The organism is Microlunatus sp. YIM B11417 (genome assembly GCF_059617205.1).
On sequence record NZ_JCAMPJ010000008.1, the window covers coordinates 60,371 to 77,136 of the forward strand.

Annotated in this window: 12 protein-coding genes; 10 read left to right on the top strand and 2 right to left on the bottom strand. The window is 69.6% G+C overall.

Features of this window, described 5'->3' with window-relative positions; all coding sequences use genetic code 11:
- Window positions 1-77 precede the first annotated feature (77 nt).
- The 7 genes from AC6CCG_RS27815 to AC6CCG_RS27845 all read left to right on the top strand — a co-directional run bounded on the left by AC6CCG_RS27815 (window position 78) and on the right by AC6CCG_RS27845 (window position 11,174).
- Entirely contained in the window at window positions 78-1,397 is a 1,320-nt protein-coding gene (locus AC6CCG_RS27815; RefSeq protein ID WP_496658017.1) for an ABC transporter substrate-binding protein, read from the top strand.
- Complete coding sequence (locus tag AC6CCG_RS27820; protein WP_496658018.1) at window positions 1,394-2,461, top strand: Gfo/Idh/MocA family protein; 1,068 nt, start codon at window positions 1,394-1,396, stop codon at window positions 2,459-2,461. The genes AC6CCG_RS27815 and AC6CCG_RS27820 overlap by 4 nt, the downstream gene beginning before the upstream one ends.
- Window positions 2,458-4,590 carry a heparinase II/III domain-containing protein gene (locus AC6CCG_RS27825; protein WP_496658019.1) on the top strand — a complete coding sequence of 711 codons (2,133 nt, stop codon included), beginning with the start codon at window positions 2,458-2,460 and terminating at the stop codon, window positions 4,588-4,590. Before AC6CCG_RS27820 ends, AC6CCG_RS27825 begins: the two co-directional genes overlap by 4 nt.
- Window positions 4,587-6,188: an amidohydrolase family protein gene (locus tag AC6CCG_RS27830; protein WP_496658020.1), complete on the top strand. Its 1,602-nt coding sequence runs from the start codon at window positions 4,587-4,589 to the stop codon at window positions 6,186-6,188. Before AC6CCG_RS27825 ends, AC6CCG_RS27830 begins: the two co-directional genes overlap by 4 nt.
- Window positions 6,185-7,537 (top strand): hypothetical protein, encoded by a 1,353-nt coding sequence (locus tag AC6CCG_RS27835; protein WP_496658021.1) that lies wholly within the window; start codon window positions 6,185-6,187, stop codon window positions 7,535-7,537. The genes AC6CCG_RS27830 and AC6CCG_RS27835 overlap by 4 nt, the downstream gene beginning before the upstream one ends.
- Before the next feature lie 2 nt (window positions 7,538-7,539).
- Window positions 7,540-8,865: an aspartate aminotransferase family protein gene (locus AC6CCG_RS27840; RefSeq protein ID WP_496658022.1), complete on the top strand. Its 1,326-nt coding sequence runs from the start codon at window positions 7,540-7,542 to the stop codon at window positions 8,863-8,865.
- Between the two features lie 200 nt (window positions 8,866-9,065).
- Entirely contained in the window at window positions 9,066-11,174 is a 2,109-nt protein-coding gene (locus tag AC6CCG_RS27845; protein WP_496658023.1) for an ABC transporter substrate-binding protein, read from the top strand.
- 5 nt (window positions 11,175-11,179) lie between these two features.
- Here the strand turns inward: AC6CCG_RS27845 and AC6CCG_RS27850 are convergent, their stop codons facing one another.
- Window positions 11,180-11,590, bottom strand: coding sequence for a type II toxin-antitoxin system VapC family toxin (locus AC6CCG_RS27850; protein WP_496658024.1), 411 nt, complete (start codon window positions 11,588-11,590; stop codon window positions 11,180-11,182).
- Window positions 11,590-11,832, bottom strand: coding sequence for a type II toxin-antitoxin system Phd/YefM family antitoxin (locus AC6CCG_RS27855; RefSeq protein ID WP_496658025.1), 243 nt, complete (start codon window positions 11,830-11,832; stop codon window positions 11,590-11,592). Before AC6CCG_RS27855 ends, AC6CCG_RS27850 begins: the two co-directional genes overlap by 1 nt.
- Before the next feature lie 139 nt (window positions 11,833-11,971).
- Between AC6CCG_RS27855 and AC6CCG_RS27860 the strand changes: the two genes are divergently transcribed.
- From AC6CCG_RS27860 to AC6CCG_RS27870, 3 genes are read left to right on the top strand one after another with little or no spacing between them, the layout of a single operon-like run.
- The gene (locus AC6CCG_RS27860) at window positions 11,972-13,585 is read left to right on the top strand and encodes an alkaline phosphatase D family protein (RefSeq protein ID WP_496658026.1); all 1,614 of its coding nucleotides are present in this window, start codon (window positions 11,972-11,974) and stop codon (window positions 13,583-13,585) included.
- Between the two features lie 55 nt (window positions 13,586-13,640).
- Window positions 13,641-15,974 carry an FAD-dependent oxidoreductase gene (locus tag AC6CCG_RS27865; RefSeq protein WP_496658027.1) on the top strand — a complete coding sequence of 778 codons (2,334 nt, stop codon included), beginning with the start codon at window positions 13,641-13,643 and terminating at the stop codon, window positions 15,972-15,974.
- Window positions 15,975-15,994: 20 nt separating this feature from the next.
- Window positions 15,995-16,756: an IclR family transcriptional regulator gene (locus AC6CCG_RS27870; protein WP_496658028.1), complete on the top strand. Its 762-nt coding sequence runs from the start codon at window positions 15,995-15,997 to the stop codon at window positions 16,754-16,756.
- Window positions 16,757-16,766 lie beyond the last annotated feature (10 nt).

The window sequence follows — 16,766 nt, forward strand, 5'->3', positions numbered from 1 at the left end:
GACTTCGCTACGGGCTCGGTTCAACACTGTGTCCGTAACCTATCTTGAGGACATCACTCACAACCAGGAGGGACGCCATGTCCGCGCCCACCGCCATCTCCCGCCGCCGCTTCTCCGCGGCCGCTGCCCTGCTGCCCCTGTTGGGCGCGGCGGGCTGCCTGTCCGGGAACCCGGCCACCGGTCCGCAGGCTCCGGCCGGCGACAAGTTCGCGGGTGACGTCGAGTGGTGGACGATCAACCTGCAGAAGAACTACGCCGACTACCTGAACGGCATGATCAACAGCTACACCTCCGAGCACGGCGAGGTGAAGATCAACTGGGTCGACGTGCCGGGCCAGGACATCACCACCAAACTGCTCGCGGCGATCGCCTCCGGCAAGGTGCCGGACGCGGTCAACTTCACGTCGGCCACCACCGGGCTGTTCGCCGGCCAGATGCGTGATCTCGGCGAGTTCTTCAGTGCCGAGGACCTGGCCGCCTACGCGCCCGGCCTCACCGAGCCGCTGAAGAACGCCCAGGGTCAGCAGATCGCGATCCCCTGGTACAACGGCGGCACCTCGCTCGGCTTCTACAACACCGCGTTGCTGGAGCCGACCGGCTTCGATCCGGAGCAGCCGCCCAAGACGTTCACCGAGGCGCTGACGCTGGCCACCGAGTACCACAAGGCGACCGGCAAGTCGGCCACCAACCTGATCCCGACCAGCGCCGTCCTGCAGCAGAACGACATCCAACTGCTCAGCGAGGACAAGAAGACCGCCGCGTTCAACACCGACGAGGCCCGCGAGTTCATCGCCACCTTCAAGCCGCTGTACGAGTCCGGCGCCATCGCACCGGGCGCGATCAGTTCGGACGTACGGAACCTGCCGCAGAACCTGGAGAACCAGCTGATCGCGTTCTCCCCGATCACCGTGTCGTCCAACCTGCTCAACGTGCAGAAGAACGCACCGCAGGTCTACCAGAAGATCGCGGTCACCCCGCCGGTGACCGGCGCCTCGGGCAAGTACATGATGCCCGGCCAGCAGATCTTCGGCATCCCGGCCAAGTCGGACAACCCGGCGGCCGCGGCCGAGTGGCTGAAGTTCGTCACCTCCGCGGCCAATCAGGTCGCGTTCTGCAAGCTGGTCGCGATCTACCCGTCGGCGTCGAAGGCGCTCGAGGACCCGTTCTTCACAGCGAAGACGACCGACGCCACCGAGCCGGCCGACGCCGCCATCGCGACCTTGATCAAGACGTTCCCGAACAGCGCCGACGCGTCGCTCGGCTCCGGCAACGACGAGCAGTTGCGGTTGATCTTCGACACCGAGATCGTCGCCTTCCTGACCGGGAAGAAGTCCGCCGACCAGGCTCTGGCCGACGCCGAGAAGTCCTGGAACACCGAACTGGCCAAGCCCCGGTGACCGCGCCACTGCGGGCCGAGCCGCTGCGGATCGGGATCATCGGCGCCGGGATCATGGGCCGCGGCAATGCCGTCGCCCTGTCGCGCGAGCCCGGCGTCACGATCACCGCCTGCGTGTCCCGGACCCGGGCCAGCGCGGACCGGCTGGCCGATGAGATCGCCGGACGCGGTGCGCCCCGACCGCGGGTCCATGATCATCCGGACGCGCTGCTCGCCGATGACGAGGTCGACGCGGTCGTGATCACGACGCCCGATCACCAGCACGCCGACCTGGTGGTGGCCGCCGCCGAGGCAGGTCGCCATGTGCTGGTGGAGAAGCCGTTCGCGACCTCGGTCGAGGACGCGGACCGGGCGCTCGCCGCCGTCCGCTCGGCCGGCGTGATCGGGATGTGCCTGTTCAACCACCGTTGGGTTCCCGCCTACGCCCAGGCGTACGACGAGCTCGGTACGATGGGTGACGCTGCGGTGGCGTACGCCCGCAAGAACGACACGATCAGCATCTCCACCGAGATGATCAACTGGGCCGGCCACACGACGTCGGCCTGGTTCCTGTCCAGCCACGACATCGACCTGGTCTCCTGGCTGATCCGGGACCGGGTGGTCCGGGTGTACGCGACCGGGCGCTGGGGTGTGCTGCGCGCACGCGGCATCGACACGCCGGACGCGATCCAGATCCACGCCGAGTACGCACGCGGCACGGTCGCCACCTTCGAGTCGGCCTGGATCTCGCCGGCCAGCTTCCCCACCCCGGTCGACTCCTACATCGGGATCGTCGCCGACGGCGGCGTGATCCAGCTGGACCGGCAGGCCGAGAACCTCGTGGTCTCCCGGCCGGAGGGGCTCACGTACCCGCGGACGCTGCTGCAGCGGGTCGTCCACGGAGTGCCGGCCGGTGCCTACCGGGACGCGATCGTGCACTGGATCGATTGTTGCCGGACCGGCGCCGAACCCCTGGTCAGCCTCGAGAGCAGCCGGGACGTGACCGCCGTGCTGGCCGCCGCGCACGAATCGCTGCGGACCCGGCAGCCGGTCGACGTACCGCCGCCCGCGGAGGCGGGCCGATGACCACCGCGCCGGTGCGGGGACCGGAGAAGCCGCGCCACATCGACGCCAGGATCACCACGCTGACCGACGACGACCTGATCGCCGCGTTCGGCCGGCCGGACGGTGTCGTCGACGTGGCGACGCTGCGTTCCTGGGTCGGCACACGGTTGCGCCCGGTCGCCTGGCCGTTGTCCGAGTGGGCCGACCGGGTCCGCGGCAGCGACGAGGCCACCAAGATCATCACCGCGGCCGACCGGCTGCTGGACGACCATCTTGACGTGACGGGAGCCGACCAGGGCCGCTCGCAGCGGTACGGCTGGCACTATCTCGGCTGGCTCGCCGAGGGCATCCAGGCCTGGCTGCTCAGCGGTGATCAACAACGGCTGCGCGCCGTGGACCGGCATCTGGTCCGCTGGGCCGAGACCCGGGACGCGGTGGTCGGCGAATGGCCCGGCCTGGATGTGATCTGGTACTCGCTCGGCACCTGGGCCCGCTGCCGCAACCTGCTCCCGGCACTCGAGGTGCTGACCCCGGCGGCGCTCTCCGATCAGGCCTGGCGGGATCTGGTGGCGGCATTGATCGGCGGGGCTCGCTGGGCGTACGACGAGCATGATCGTTTCCGGCACGGCAACTGGCAGCTGGTCTCGGCCACCCAGCTGATCCAGCTGGCCGCCGTCCTGCCGGACCTGACCGAGGCCGCCGACTGGGACCGGCGCGGCCGGGAACGGCTGCTGGAACACCTCGAGCTCGACGTCTATCCGGACGGAGGCCACTACGAGCGCTCCCCCGGCTATCACGTGATGTGCCTGGACGCGGTCCAGCTCGCGGCCAAGATCGACCGGGAGTACGGCGACGGCTCGATCCTCCGGCATCCCCGAGTGCGGGCGATGCACGACTGGCTGGTGACGCTGACCAGTTCCGGCGGCTGGGTGCCGCACCTGCAGGACAGCGGGATCGTCTGGCCGGCCGACTGGCTCCGGCGCGGCGGCGAGCTGCTCGACGCCCCCGAGTTGATCACCGCCGCCGAAGCGGTTCCGGTGCCCGGCCCGGCGATCGACCTGCTGCCGGACTCCGGCTACGCCGTGCTCCGCGCGGCGGATGATCTTCGGGCTGTGATCAACGTCGGGCCGCACATCGAGCACGAGCTGGAGTCACACTCGCATCGCGCGGTGCTGGATCTGGTGCTGGACGGCTGGGGCGGGCCGCTGCTCTGGGAGGCCGGCGGGCCGGCCAGCTACGACGTGCCGGACTACCTGACCTGGTACCAGGCCGGGCGCGGCCACAACACGGTCACCGTGGACGACACGGATCTCGCCGACGACCGCGGTGCGCGGCTGCTCGGCTCCTGGACCGCCGGCCCGGTGCTCGCGTTGTCCGCCGAACACCACGGCTACGGAACATCTCAGCGCCGGGACGTGATCATGGCCGGCGTCGACCCGGCGGTGATCGTCGTCCGGGACCGGGCCGAGGAGACGGCACCGCGGCAGTTCCGCTGCCACTGGCACGCGGTGGAACCGTGGGCGGCGTCCGGGACGGGCTTCCGTTCCGGAACGCCGGGCGGGCCGGGACTGGCGATCACCGTGCTGCCGAGTCCGGACGAGACCGTACGGTTCACCGAGGGTGTCGCCCGGCGGCCCGCTCCGGCCACCGGAACCGCCGACCCGGCACCGCTGTACGGGCTCGTGGTGGAACGTTCGACGGGGGCCTTCACCACCGTGCTCCGACCCGGACGCGACACGGATGATCTTGAGCTTTCGGCCACTGCCGACGAGCTCGGCCGGGTCGTGGTGCAGACTGCCGACGTGGTGGACACGATCGAGGAGACCCGCTGGGTCCGTCGGGGCGCCTCGGGGGCGCTGCACTGGGCGGCTGCCTGGGCCGGTGCCGATCTCGACCTGCCCGAACTGTCGGTACGGCAGCGGGACCCGCGGGCCGGCACGCTGGCCTCGATCGGACTGACCGCCGGGGCCGACGGGATCACCGTCGATGTGATCAGCACCGGGCGCTCCGGCCTCCGGATCGCCGGGCTGGCAGCGGCGGCCGAACTCCGGCTGAACGGGATCGGGATCGACCCGCACCGGGACGGCGACGTGATCATGATCGGCCTGCCGATGGCGGGACGGTGGCGCATCGACGGGCTGAGCCGATGAGCGCCCGGTCCGAGCAGACCGGCTGGTTCGACGCACACGTCCGGTCCGGCCGGCATCCCGAGCGCCCGTTCGGCCGCGGCGACGCCGCCGCCATCCGTGATCATCTGACCCGGTTCGGCCTCGCCGGCGCCCTGGTCGGCTCCAACCTGTCCTGGCTGCACGATCCGCTGACCGGCAACGCCGAGGCGTCCGCGATCGCCGCCGAGCTCGCCGACCACGGCGTGCTGGCCTGCTGGACCGCCGTGCCCGCGACGCCGGGCGAGTCGGCGGACCCGGCAGCCCTGGTCGACCGGGCCGTCGCCGAGGGCGTGGCCGCGTTCCGGCTGTTCCCCGACACTCACCGGTTCACGCTGACCGATCCCGGGCTGGACGGCTTCTACGACGCACTGGTACGGCAGCGGCTGCCGCTCTGGCTCGACCTGGACGAGACCGGCTGGGCCGCCGTGGACACCCTGCTGAGCCGCCGCCCGGAGTTGGTCGTCGTGATCAGCCAGGCCGGCTATCGCGAGCTGCGGTACGCGGCGCCGCTGCTCGCCCGCCACCCCGGGCTGCGGCTCGATCTGGTCAACCTGGCCACCCACCAGGCGCTGGAATGGCTGTACCAGAACGGTTTCGGCGATCGGATGATCTTCGGCAGCGGCCTCGGGCTGCGGGATCCGGCCGAGGCCGTGTTCCGGTTGGTCGGTGCCGGACTGGACGACGACACGATCACCACCATCGGCCGCGAGAATGCAGAACGGCTGTTTCCGCAACGATCCCTGAGCTCGTCGAAGGGCGAGCCGGATCGGGCCCTGCCCTTCGACAGGCTCAGGGATCGTCGAGCCGTGGACGTGGTGGATGCGCACGCGCACCTGGGCCCGTACTCGCGGTTCTTCATCCCCGATCCCGACGCCGGCACCATGGTCGCCGTGATGGACCGGGTCGGCACCTCGGTCGCCGTCCTGTCCTCGAACCTGGCCATCCAGCTGGACGCCGAACGCGGCAACGACGCGACCCTGGCCGCGGTCGACGCGCACCCGGACCGGCTCGCGGGCTACGCGGTGATCAACCCGTGGCAGGACCCGGATGATCAACTGGCCCGGGTCGAGTCGGACCGGCGGTTCGTGGGGATCAAGCTGCATCCCAGCCTGCATGCATATCCGGTGACCGGCCGGCGCTACGCCGCCGTGTGGGAGTTCGCCGACCGCACCGGCTGCCCGGTCCTCTCGCACACCGCGCAGGGCTCGCCCTGGGACGCTCCGGCGGCCTTCGACGAGGTGGCCTCGGCCCATCCGCGAGCCAAGATCATTCTCGGCCACTCCGGCATCACCCCGGCCGGCATCGACGAGTCGATCATGGTCGCCGGGCGCCACCCCGGGCTGCACCTCGAGCTCTGTGGATCCCAGCTGGTCGGCGAGCTGATCATGGACCTGCTCGCCGCGCTGGGACCGGACCGGGTGCTGTTCGGCTCCGACTTCCCGTTCATCGACCACCGGCTCTCGCTCGGTCGCGTCCTCGGCCTGCCGGCCCCGGACGACGTCAAGCGCGCGGTGCTGGGCGGTTCGGCCCGCCGGCTGTTCGGCTGGCGTCCGCTACCCGGATCGGGAGGATGCTCATGAGCGAAGAGCCGAAACGGCCGCAGAACGGTCCCGACGTCACGGTCGGGCTGGTGGGCCAGCGCCGGCTGCTGCGGGAGATGCAGTCCTGTGCCCAGCAGGTGGTCGAGCGGTACGCGCCGCAGCGGCTCAAGTTCGTCACGGCGCCGACCGACGACGCCGACGAGGAGTCCGCGATCGAGCGGATCGCCGACCGGATCGACGCTGCGGTGTTCCCGGGTCCCTGGCTGTACGACCGGATCCGGAGGACCGGCTGGCTCACGGTCCCGGCCACCCACGTGGCGCTGAGCGGTTCGGCGCTCTACTCCGCCCTGCTCCGGGCCCGGCTGGCCGACCCCGCGGTCGATCTGACCCGGCTCAGCATCGACTCGCTGCGCCGGTCCGACGTCACCGAGGCGTACGAGGAACTCGGGCTGTCCGCGGACCGGGTCCGCTGCCTGGCCTACACCGGGCCGGAGTCGGTCGGCCAGTTCGCCTCCTTCCACGCCGCGGCGCTCGAGTCCGGCGAGGCAAGCCTGGCCCTGACCACGATCCTCTCGGTCGAGCGAGAGCTGCGTGCCGCCGGGCACCCGGTGCTGCGGCTCTCCCCCACCCGGGCCACGGTCCGGGACGCGATCGAGACCGCGGTCCTGCTCGGCCAGGGCACCCGGCTCGGCGCGAACCGGATCGCCATGATCGCGGTCCGGTTGATCACCGCCCCCCGCTCGGCGGCCCAGGACACCGACTACTGGCAGCAGGAACTGGCCCTCGCCGCCCAGCAGCGGCTGCTCACCCACGGCCGGCGGGCCGGTGCCACGGTGACCCGGCGGTCGGACACGCTCTTCCTGGTCACCACCACCCACGAGGGTCTGGATCTGCTCACCGAACGGCTGCAGGTGGCGCCCTTCATGTCCATGATCACCGCCTCGCTCGGCGTACCGGTCGCGGTCGGCGTCGGCGTCGGCCCGACGGCGCGCAGCGCCGAGGCCAACGCCCTGGGGGCGGTCGAGGAATCCCTGGCCGGCAAGGGAACCTACGCCGTCTACCGGGACTCCGGCGGCGACCGGATCGACCTGCCGCCGGGCTCGTCCGACACCGCCCGGGACGAGTCCGTCCCCGACAACGGGTCGAGCCTGGACGACCGGCTGCGGGCGATCATGGACCGGCTGGTCGAACGTGCCGACGAAGATCAACCGGTGATCGCCGACGTCGAGACGGTCGCCGCGGCCATGTCGGTGACGCCGAGGACCGGCCGCCGGATGTTGAAGGATCTGGTCGCGGCCGGTCTCGCCTGGCCGCTGCCGTCGGCACCGTCCGCGGGCGGCGGCCGGCCGCGGCAACTGTTCCGCCTGCTCACCGAGAAACTGGAGTGATCATGAATGCCACGCCCGCACCGGAACGGCCCTCGCCCGGCCAGCGATCGGTCTCGGCGTACGAACGCGCCCGCCGGGTGATCGCCGGCGGCGTGTCCAGCGACGCGCGGCGCAGCGCCGGCGTCCCCCTGTTCGTCGACCACGCCGCCGGCGCCGAGCTGTGGGACGTCGACGGCCGGCGCTACCTCGACTACGTGCTCGGCCAGGGCCCGAACCTGCTCGGCCACGCCGCCCCGCTGGTCGCCGAGGCCGTCGCCGCCCAGGCGAAGCGCGGCGTCGCGTACGCCGCGCAGCACGAGCTCGAGGCGTCGGTCGCGGAACGGCTCTGCGCGATGATCCCGTGCGCCGAACTGGTGCGGTTCAACAGCGTCGGTTCCGAGGCCGTGCACGGCGCGATCCGGCTGGCCCGCGGGCACACCGGCCGTTCCTTGATCGTCAAGTTCGAGGGCAACTACCACGGCTGGCTGGATCCGGTGCTCTACAGCGTGCACCCGGATCTGGCCGCCGCCGGCGACGCCCGCCATCCGGCCACGGTCGGCGGCACCGCCGGCCTGCCACCGGAAGGCGCGAACGGCCTGCTCGTGCTGCCGTACAACGATCTCGAGGTGCTCGCCGAGACCTTCGCGTCCCGCGGTGCCGAGGTGGCGGCGGTGATCATGGAGCCGGTCCTCTGCAACACCGGCTGCATCACCCCGGACCCCGATTTCGTCGAGGGAGCCCGGGAGCTGACCGCGGAGCACGGTGCGTTGTTGATCTTTGACGAGATCATCACCGGCTTCCGGGTGGCTCCCGGCGGCGGCCAGGAACTCATCGGCGTGACGCCCGACCTGGCCACCTTCGGCAAGGCGCTGGCCGGCGGCATGCAGGTCTCGGCCCTGGTCGGCACCCGTACCGTCATGGACACGATCAGCAACGGCACCGTGGCCCACGCCGGCACCTTCAATTCGCATCCGGTCGCCATGGCCGCGGCCGATGCCGTCCTCGGCCATCTCGCCGACCATGCCGACACGCTCTACCCGCGGCTCCGGTCCGTGGGCCGCACGCTGATGGACGGCCTGCGCGAGATCGCCGGCCGGCACGGCGTGCCGCTCCTGGTCGACGGACCCGGCCCGGTCTTCCAGACCTACATCACCGACCGGCCGGCCGTCCGCGACTACCGCGACTTCGCCGCCTGCGACCGGGCCGCGATGGCTCGGCTGCACGAACTGCTGCTGGCCGGCGGGATCAACATCGTGCCGCGCGGCCTCTGGTTCCTCTCCACCGAACACACCGAGCAGCACGTCGCCGAGACGCTGGAGGTCGCCGAGACCGCCTTCGCCCGCCTCTGACGAGGGACGGCGGCGCAGGACGCCGGCTCCGAGCCCGATCTCACGATGCGGCCCCAGGGCTGTGATCGGGCTCCGGCGTTCCGTAGGTTAAGCGCTTAGATGCCTCAAGGCGGAGGCTCGTTCTCGACCTTCGGGGAAGTCGGGGACGAGGTGAGCAACGCGTTCCGTCGCCGAGGACGACAACGACGTTGGAGGCCCCGATGTACGACCCGACGATCTCTCGACGCAGACTCCTCTACGGCTCCGCCCTGTTCGCCGGCGCCGCCGCCCTGAGCGGCTGTTCCGGCGGGGACCCGAACACCGGAAGCTCCGACCAGCCCCGCTCGGAAGCCCAGGGTTCGGTGACCGAGCCGCTGCCCGCCCCGGACTCGTACCGCCAAGCACCGGCGCTGGAGGGCCAGGACCTGCCGCCGGTGCAGGAGCGACTCCCCGAGCAGCCGTACGTGATCCCGCACCGCTGGGTGACTCCGGGAAAGTACGGCGGCCGGCTCAACATGAACGTCTTCGCCACCACGGGTGCGGCCGGCGCGGTCTCCGACTTCGAGTTCTTCTACGGCAACTCGCTGCTGCGTTACCTCAACGACGGCCAGGATGTCGGCCCGGGCCTGGTCGAGTCGTGGGAGTCCAACGACGACGCCTCCGAGTGGACCTTCCATTTCCGCAAGGGACTGAAGTGGTCCGACGGCGAGCCCTGGACCACCGCCGACGTGATGTTCTGGTGGGAGGAGTTCGTCCTCGAACAGAAGATGGCCGTCACTCCCCCGGACGAAGCACGTTCGGGCCGGGGCACGCTGGCCACCTTCACCGCCGTGGACGAGACCACGCTCAAGATCAGCTTCGACACCCCGGCACCGCTGACGCCCGACCGGATCGCGATGTGGGTGAACGGGCCACGGGTCGGGCCCTTCTGGTCCATGCCGAGCCACTACCTCAAGCAGTTCCATCCCAAGTACAACAAGAGTGTCGCGGCCGACTGGGACGCGGTCGGCGGGCTGATGGCGACCCGCTCCGACTGGCACCGCAACCCCGAGTGCCCGACCATGACCGGCTACCGGTGCAAGTCGTTCGACAATGCGCGGGGCGTCGTCCTGGAGCGCAACCCGTACTACTGGGCCGTCATGCCGAACGGTGATCAACTTCCCTACATCGACGAGATCCAGATCAGTGTCGTCACCGATGATCAAGTCGGCAAACTCCAGCTCCAGCAGGGATCCGTCGACTACTGCCACGGCCCGTTCAACCGCGTCACGCTGAACGACATCCAAGGCCTGAGGGACGCCGCCGCCAAGTCCGGCACCGAGATCATCCTCTGGGACAGCGGCTCCGGCACCGGGTCGATCTTCTTCTTCAACTACGACTACATCGACGATGATCTTCGAGAACTGATCCGCACGCCGAAGTTCCGGCAGGCGATCTCGTACGCGTTCGACCGCGAGGCGGTCCGCAAGTCGGTCTACTTCAACACCGGCGAACCGACCACCGGCACACTCAGCCCGAAGGCGATCGAATACCTGGTCAACGACACCGGCCGGCAGGCCTACACGGGCTGGCGCGACTCCTACGTCGTCCACGATCCGGAGCGGGCCAAGCAGCTGCTGGACGAGCTCGGGGTGGTGGACTCCGACGGCGACGGGCTCCGGGAACTGCCCGGTGGCAAGAAGCTGCGGCTGCGGATCGACAGCCAGGCCGACTCCTCGCCCGAGCACTCCACCAAGGACAACCAGCTGGTGACCGACCTGAAGGCGGTCGGGCTGGACATGACGATCAACCCGATCCCACCGCAGAGCTTCGACGATCAGTGGAAGACCGGCAAGCTGATGTCGCGCAGCAACTGGGAGGCGAGCGACGGGCCGAACCTGCTGGTCAACCCCACCTGGATGGTCCCGATCGAACCGACCCGGTGGGCTCCGCTGGAGGGTCAGTGGTACCAGCAGACCGGCACCAAGACCGCCGGCACCGAACTGGACCTGGACCCGTGGCAGCGGCACCCGCCGCGACTGGAGCCCGACCCTGACGGACCGATCCAGAAGATCTGGGATCTCTACAACGCCAGCAAGATCGAGCCGGACGAGCTCAAGCGGCACGAGCTGGTCTGGGAGATGATCAAGATCCATGTCTCCGACGGACCGTTCTTCATGGGCTGCGTGGCCAACTATCCGCAGATCACGGTGATCAAGAACGACCTCCGCAACGTGCCGCGCAAGGAGAATCTGACGCTCGGCGGTTTCGTCAACACCTGGATCCACCCGACCCCGGCGGTCTACGACCCGGAATGCTACTTCTGGGAGCACCCCGATCAGCACGGGTGACCGGGCTACGACTCCCAGGGATTGATCACCCGACGCGCGACCCGGGACAGGTGCTTCTCGTTCCGGGTCACGACGGTCATCTTGTGATGATCGGCGATCGCGCCGATCATGCAGTCCTTCATGTCGATGTTGGTCCGCTTGTGTGCCCCGGCGGCTTCGGCAGCGGCCAGTGCGTCCAAAGGCAGCACTCGATCCCGGAACCTCTCCATGACCTGGCGGAACCAGTGCTCAAAGGCCTCCGTCTGGCGGCGATCCCGACCGGGAATGTTCAGGATCCCGAGCTTGATCTCGAAGATGGTCAACGCCGTGGTGTAGACGGCTTCCTCGTCCTGGTTGCTCAACCATCGGACTACCGAGGGATCGGCGTCGTCCTTCTTCCTAATCTCGGAGATGACATTCGTGTCGAGCACGAACATCAGAACGTGGCTCCCTTGATATCGATCTTCACCGGGGGAAGCTCCACATCGTGATACTCGTCCATTTGGAGGGCCGTGACCAGGTCCGACTTGGGTTCGCCCTTGAGCCTCCGGTACTCGTCGATGCTGATCACCACATACGCGGGCTTCCCGTGCTCGGTCACGTACACGGGCCCCTCGTCGGCCTTACGCTTGGCCGAGGTGGGGTTGCGGTTGAACTCCTGCGATGACATGGTGCTCATGGCCACCTCCAAGTAGTTAGCTAACTACCAGTGTAGGCCCTCGACTCCCCAGCGTGCCATTGAGTGTTGTGCATATGTTCAGTCCACCATGCGCATCACGCATTGCCAACGTGTGCATGCTGGCCTTACCTTCTCCGCCATGGGGGAATCAACGAAGTTCACCGCCCGCACCTCGTTCCGCCGGCTCGACAGCGAAAGTCGCCGGCGCTTCCTTGCTCTCGCCGGTGGCGGCGCCGCCGGCCTGGCCTTCGCGCTCCGCCGGCCCGACCCGGCCCAGGCGGAGACGACCACCAAGATCAACTCCTATCCGTTCCGGGCCGGCGTGGCCTCCGGCGACCCGCTGCCGGACTCCGTGGTCCTCTGGACGCGGCTGATCACCGATCCGTTCGACTACACCGGCGGGCTGCCGGCCACCGGCCGCTACCGGCTGGACTGGCAGGTCGCCACCGACGAGAGATTCACCAAGATCGCCCGTAGTGGGACGGTCACCGCCTTCGCCGAGAACAGCTACGCGGTGCACGTCGAGGCCGGCGGACTGCAGCCGTCCCGGCGCTACTGGTACCGCTTCCGGATCGGTGACCACGTCTCCGAACCCGCCAGCACCCAGACCGCACCGGCACCGAACGAGTCCCGGGCCCTGCGCTTCGGCTTCGCGTCCTGCCAGAACTACCGGGCGGGCTACTTCAACGCGATGCGCGACGCGGCCAGTGCCGACCTGGACGCGATGCTCTTCCTCGGCGACTTCATCTACGAGTACGGCATCGTCCAGATCAACGGCGGCCGGCCGGTCAGCGGCATCCCGTCGGAGGCCGAGGTCACGGCGACCGACCTCGCCGACTACCGGTTCCGCTACGGCCTCTACCGCAGCGAGGACGACCTGCTGGCGGTCAGCCAGAACACGCCGTTCATCTCCACCTGGGATGATCATGAACTGGCCAACGACTACGAGTCCAGCCCGCTCGACCTCGATCGGCGCGCGGCCGCGTACCGGGCGTTCTGGGAGAACATGCCGCTGCGCCGACCGCAGCAGCCGCGCGGCTCCGACGCCCGGATGTATCGCCGGCTGCGGTACGGAACGATGGCCCAACTCGACGTGCTGGACACCCGGCAGTATCGCGATCCGATGGTCGGCGGGACCGTGCCCGACGAGGGCGGCCGGCGGGATCCCGACCTGGTCATGCTCGGGGCGGAGCAGGAGCAGTGGCTGCTGGACGGGCTCGGGGCCAAGCGGGTGCGCTGGAACCTGATTCCGCAGCAACTGCTGCTGGCCCGGCTCAACACGGCCTCCGGCCCGGACCAGCCGACCCAGTTCTCGGGCGGCACCTGGGACGGCTACCAGGCCACACAGCAGCGCGTCTTCGGTGCGATCGGCGATGCCCTGGACGCCGGCCGGGTGCGCAACTTCGTTGCGCTCGGCGGCGACGTGCACCGTTGCTACGCCTCCACGGTGCCGCGCGACACGCTCGATCCGGAAGGCCCGACGATCGGGGTCGAGGTGACCAGCCCGTCCATCTCGAGTGCGCTCGACTTCGATCCGGAGGCCAACGAACGCGCGCAGATCCGGCGCACCATGAACCCGCTGCTGGCCTGGGCCGACCTGCATTGCGGCTACGGGATCTGCGATCTCGACTCCGACCGGATGATCATCGAGGTCCGCGGTTCCGACAAGGTCAGCGTCCGGGACGAGGTCCGCACCCTGGCCCGGTTCACGGTCGCGGACGGCGACCGACGGTTCAGCTCCGTCGATATCTGAAGATATTCATAGCCAACCCCTGTACATGCGCTATTCGCATACCTAAGGTGTACCCATGCACACGCCGCCGACGTCGTCCAGCACCCGCACGGGCCAGCTCTACGTGGCTCCGTCCGAGCCACGCCGCGATTTCCGTACCGAACAGCTCGAGGCCGGCCTCGTCGTCGTCGGTGGCGGCATGGCCGGTACCTGCGCCGCGATCACCGCGGCCCGGGCCGGTGTCCGGGTGATCTTGGTCCAGGACCGGCCGGTGCTCGGCGGCAACGCCTCCAGTGAGGTACGGCTCTGGGTGCTCGGCGCCACCGCGCACATGGGCAACAACAACCGGTGGGCCCGCGAGGGCGGCGTGGTCGACGAGATCATCGTCGAGAACACGTACCGCAACAAGGACGGCAATTCGATCATCTTCGACACCATCCTGCTGGAGAAGGTACTCGAGGAACCCAACATCACGTTGCTGCTCAACACGGCGATGGTCGGGTCCGAGGTGGCCGACGGCAAGATCAGCTCGGTCTCGGCGTTCTGCAGCCAGAACTCCACCCGGTACGAGATCACCGCTCCCCTGTTCGCCGACTGCACCGGCGACGGCGCGCTCGCCTTCTCGGCCGGCGCCGGCTTCCGGATGGGCGCCGAGGCCGCATCCGAGTTCGGCGAACTGTTCGCGCCGACGGAGGAGTACGGGCCGCTGCTGGGCCACTCGATGTACTTCTACAGCAAGGATGTCGGCCATCCGGTCACGTTCACTCCACCGTCGTACGCGCTCGCCGACCTGTCCTCGATCCCCCGCGCACGCAGCTTCAACACCAAGGAGGACGGCTGCCGGCTCTGGTGGATCGAGTGGGGCGGCCGGCTCGACACGGTGCACGACACCGAGACGATCAAGTGGGAACTGTGGAAGGTGATCTACGGGGTCTGGAACCACCTGAAGAACTCCGGCGAGTTCCCCGACGCGGAGAACCTCACGCTGGAATGGGTCGGCCATGTGCCGGGCAAGCGTGAGTCGCGCCGGTTCGACGGGCTCTACCGGCTGTTGCAGAGCGACATCCTCGAGCAACGGCAGCACCACGACGGCGTCGCGTTCGGCGGCTGGTCGATCGACCTCCACCCGGCCGACGGCGTGTTCTCCGAGCATCCGGGCAGCAATCACCTGCACGCCCGCGGCACCTACCAGATTCCGTACCGCTGCCTGGTCAGTGCCGACGTGGACAACCTGTTCCTGGCCGGCCGGCTGATCAGCGCCAGCCACGTCGCGTTCGGCTCGACCCGGGTGATGGGCACCGGCGCGCACATGGGCCAGGCGGTCGGCGTCGCCGCCGCGCTCTGCCTGCGGGACGAACTGGCGCCGGCCGCGCTCGCCGCCGAGGACCGAACGCCGGAACTGCGCCGGGAACTGCTCCGGCGCGGCCAGCACATCCCCGGCGTCCTCCTGGACGACCCGGACGACCTGACCCGCACCGCGGTGATCACCGCATCGTCGCAGGCCTCCTTGGCGGAACTCCCGGACAGCGGCGCCGCGGTCCCGCTGGATCGGTCCCGCGGCCAGTTGTTGCCGCTCGCCGCCGGCCCGGTCCCGCAGTTCCAGTTGATCTTCGACGCCGACCAGCCGGCGACGGTACGGGCCGAGCTGCGGATCGGGCAACGCCCGGACGACTACACCTGTGACGTCGTCCTGGCCGGCACCGAGATCGAGCTGGCGGCCGGGTCCGGACAGCCGGTCAAGATCGACTTCGACGCCGAGCTGGACCAGCCCGGCTACGCTCAGCTCAGCCTGCTCGCCTGCGACGGCGTCGCGGTGCACGTCAGTGATCAACTACTGACCGGCACGGTCGGCCTGCGGCACAAGGCGACCCAGGAGGAGGACGCCGCCATCGGCCGGCCTCGGCTTGAGTTCTGGACGCCGGAGCGCCGCCCCGAGGGCCGCAACCTGGCGCTGCGACTGGATCCCGCGCCGGCCAGCCACCCGGCGACCAACGTCGCACTGGGGTCGGACCGGCCGACCTCCGGCAGCAACGCCTGGGCGGCCGCCTTCGACGACCCGGCCCCGCGGCTGGATCTGGCCTGGCCCGCCGAGCAGCGGATCGGCCGGATCGAGCTGTCCTTCGACACCGATTTCGATCATCCGATGGAATCGGCGCTGTTCGGACACCCGGAGGCCGAGATGCCCTTCTGTGCCAGGGACTTCCGGGTCACCGCCGGCGACCGGGTGCTGGCCGAGGTGACCGGCAACCATCAGACCCGGCATCAGCTGGTCCTGGACCCGCCGGTCGCGACGGACCGGATCGGCGTCGAGGTGCTGGCCACCAACGGCAACGCGCCGGCCGCGATCTTCTCGGTCCGCTGCTATGCCGATCCCGACCCGCGGATCCTGCGGTCCGCCGAACCGGCATGAAGCTGAGCCATGATGCGGGGATGACCGACACTCGCGCCTCCGCGGGCGGCGTCCAGTCCCTCGCCCGTGGCCTGCAGATCCTGCGCACCCTGATCGACGAGGGTGCGCCGCTCACCGGCACCGAGATCGCCCGGCGGTTCGGGCTGCACCAGAGCTCGATCTCCCGGGTGCTCGCGACCTTGATCGATCTGGGGTACGTCCGCAAGGATCCCAGCGGCAAGTTCGTACCCGACTACGGGATCCTCACGTTCGCACCGGCCATCCCGCAGTTCCCGCTGGTGATCGAGCCTCGCGCCACCATCGAGCAGATCGCCGCCGAGCATCCCGGCTTCACCGTGCACCTCTGCCTGCTCTGGCGGACCGAGATGATCTATCTCCTGCGTACCGCCATGGGCAATCAGACGATCACGTTCTGGGGCTCCCCGTTCCCGTTGCACGTGTCCTGCCCGGCGCTGCGGCTGCTGCTGGATCTGCCGCGCGCCGAGGCCACCGAGATCCTGAACGCCTCCAAGGAGCGCCTCGGCTGGACGCTGACGACGCCCAACGTCCCGGCCACGGTGCCGGCGACGCTCACTGCGGCCCGCAAGCTGCTCGAGCACGACGTGTTGATCTTGGACGAGTGGTTCGAGCTGGGCGGGGTCGGCGGTGCGATCCCGCTGCACACCAGCGAGGACGTGCCGGTGGCCCTGGCCATCACCGGAGCCAGCGACAAGGTCGATCACGCCACCCTGCGGCTCTGGTTGCACGATGCCCGACGGAGGGTCGAGGCCACCCTGGCCTGACCCACGAGAC

What these genes read in the sequence shown, in the direction of transcription:
- AC6CCG_RS27835 (WP_496658021.1), top strand. Translation starts at nt 6,185, where the DNA reads ATGAGCGAAGAGCCGAAACGGCCGCAGAACGGTCCCGACGTCACGGTC.
- AC6CCG_RS27850 (WP_496658024.1), bottom strand. Translation starts at nt 11,590, where the DNA reads ATGTTCGTGCTCGACACGAATGTCATCTCCGAGATTAGGAAGAAGGAC.
- AC6CCG_RS27840 (WP_496658022.1), top strand. Translation starts at nt 7,540, where the DNA reads ATGAATGCCACGCCCGCACCGGAACGGCCCTCGCCCGGCCAGCGATCG.
- AC6CCG_RS27825 (WP_496658019.1), top strand. Translation starts at nt 2,458, where the DNA reads ATGACCACCGCGCCGGTGCGGGGACCGGAGAAGCCGCGCCACATCGAC.
- AC6CCG_RS27865 (WP_496658027.1), top strand. Translation starts at nt 13,641, where the DNA reads ATGCACACGCCGCCGACGTCGTCCAGCACCCGCACGGGCCAGCTCTAC.
- AC6CCG_RS27855 (WP_496658025.1), bottom strand. Translation starts at nt 11,832, where the DNA reads ATGAGCACCATGTCATCGCAGGAGTTCAACCGCAACCCCACCTCGGCC.
- AC6CCG_RS27870 (WP_496658028.1), top strand. Translation starts at nt 15,995, where the DNA reads ATGACCGACACTCGCGCCTCCGCGGGCGGCGTCCAGTCCCTCGCCCGT.
- AC6CCG_RS27815 (WP_496658017.1), top strand. Translation starts at nt 78, where the DNA reads ATGTCCGCGCCCACCGCCATCTCCCGCCGCCGCTTCTCCGCGGCCGCT.
- AC6CCG_RS27830 (WP_496658020.1), top strand. Translation starts at nt 4,587, where the DNA reads ATGAGCGCCCGGTCCGAGCAGACCGGCTGGTTCGACGCACACGTCCGG.
- AC6CCG_RS27845 (WP_496658023.1), top strand. Translation starts at nt 9,066, where the DNA reads ATGTACGACCCGACGATCTCTCGACGCAGACTCCTCTACGGCTCCGCC.
- AC6CCG_RS27860 (WP_496658026.1), top strand. Translation starts at nt 11,972, where the DNA reads ATGGGGGAATCAACGAAGTTCACCGCCCGCACCTCGTTCCGCCGGCTC.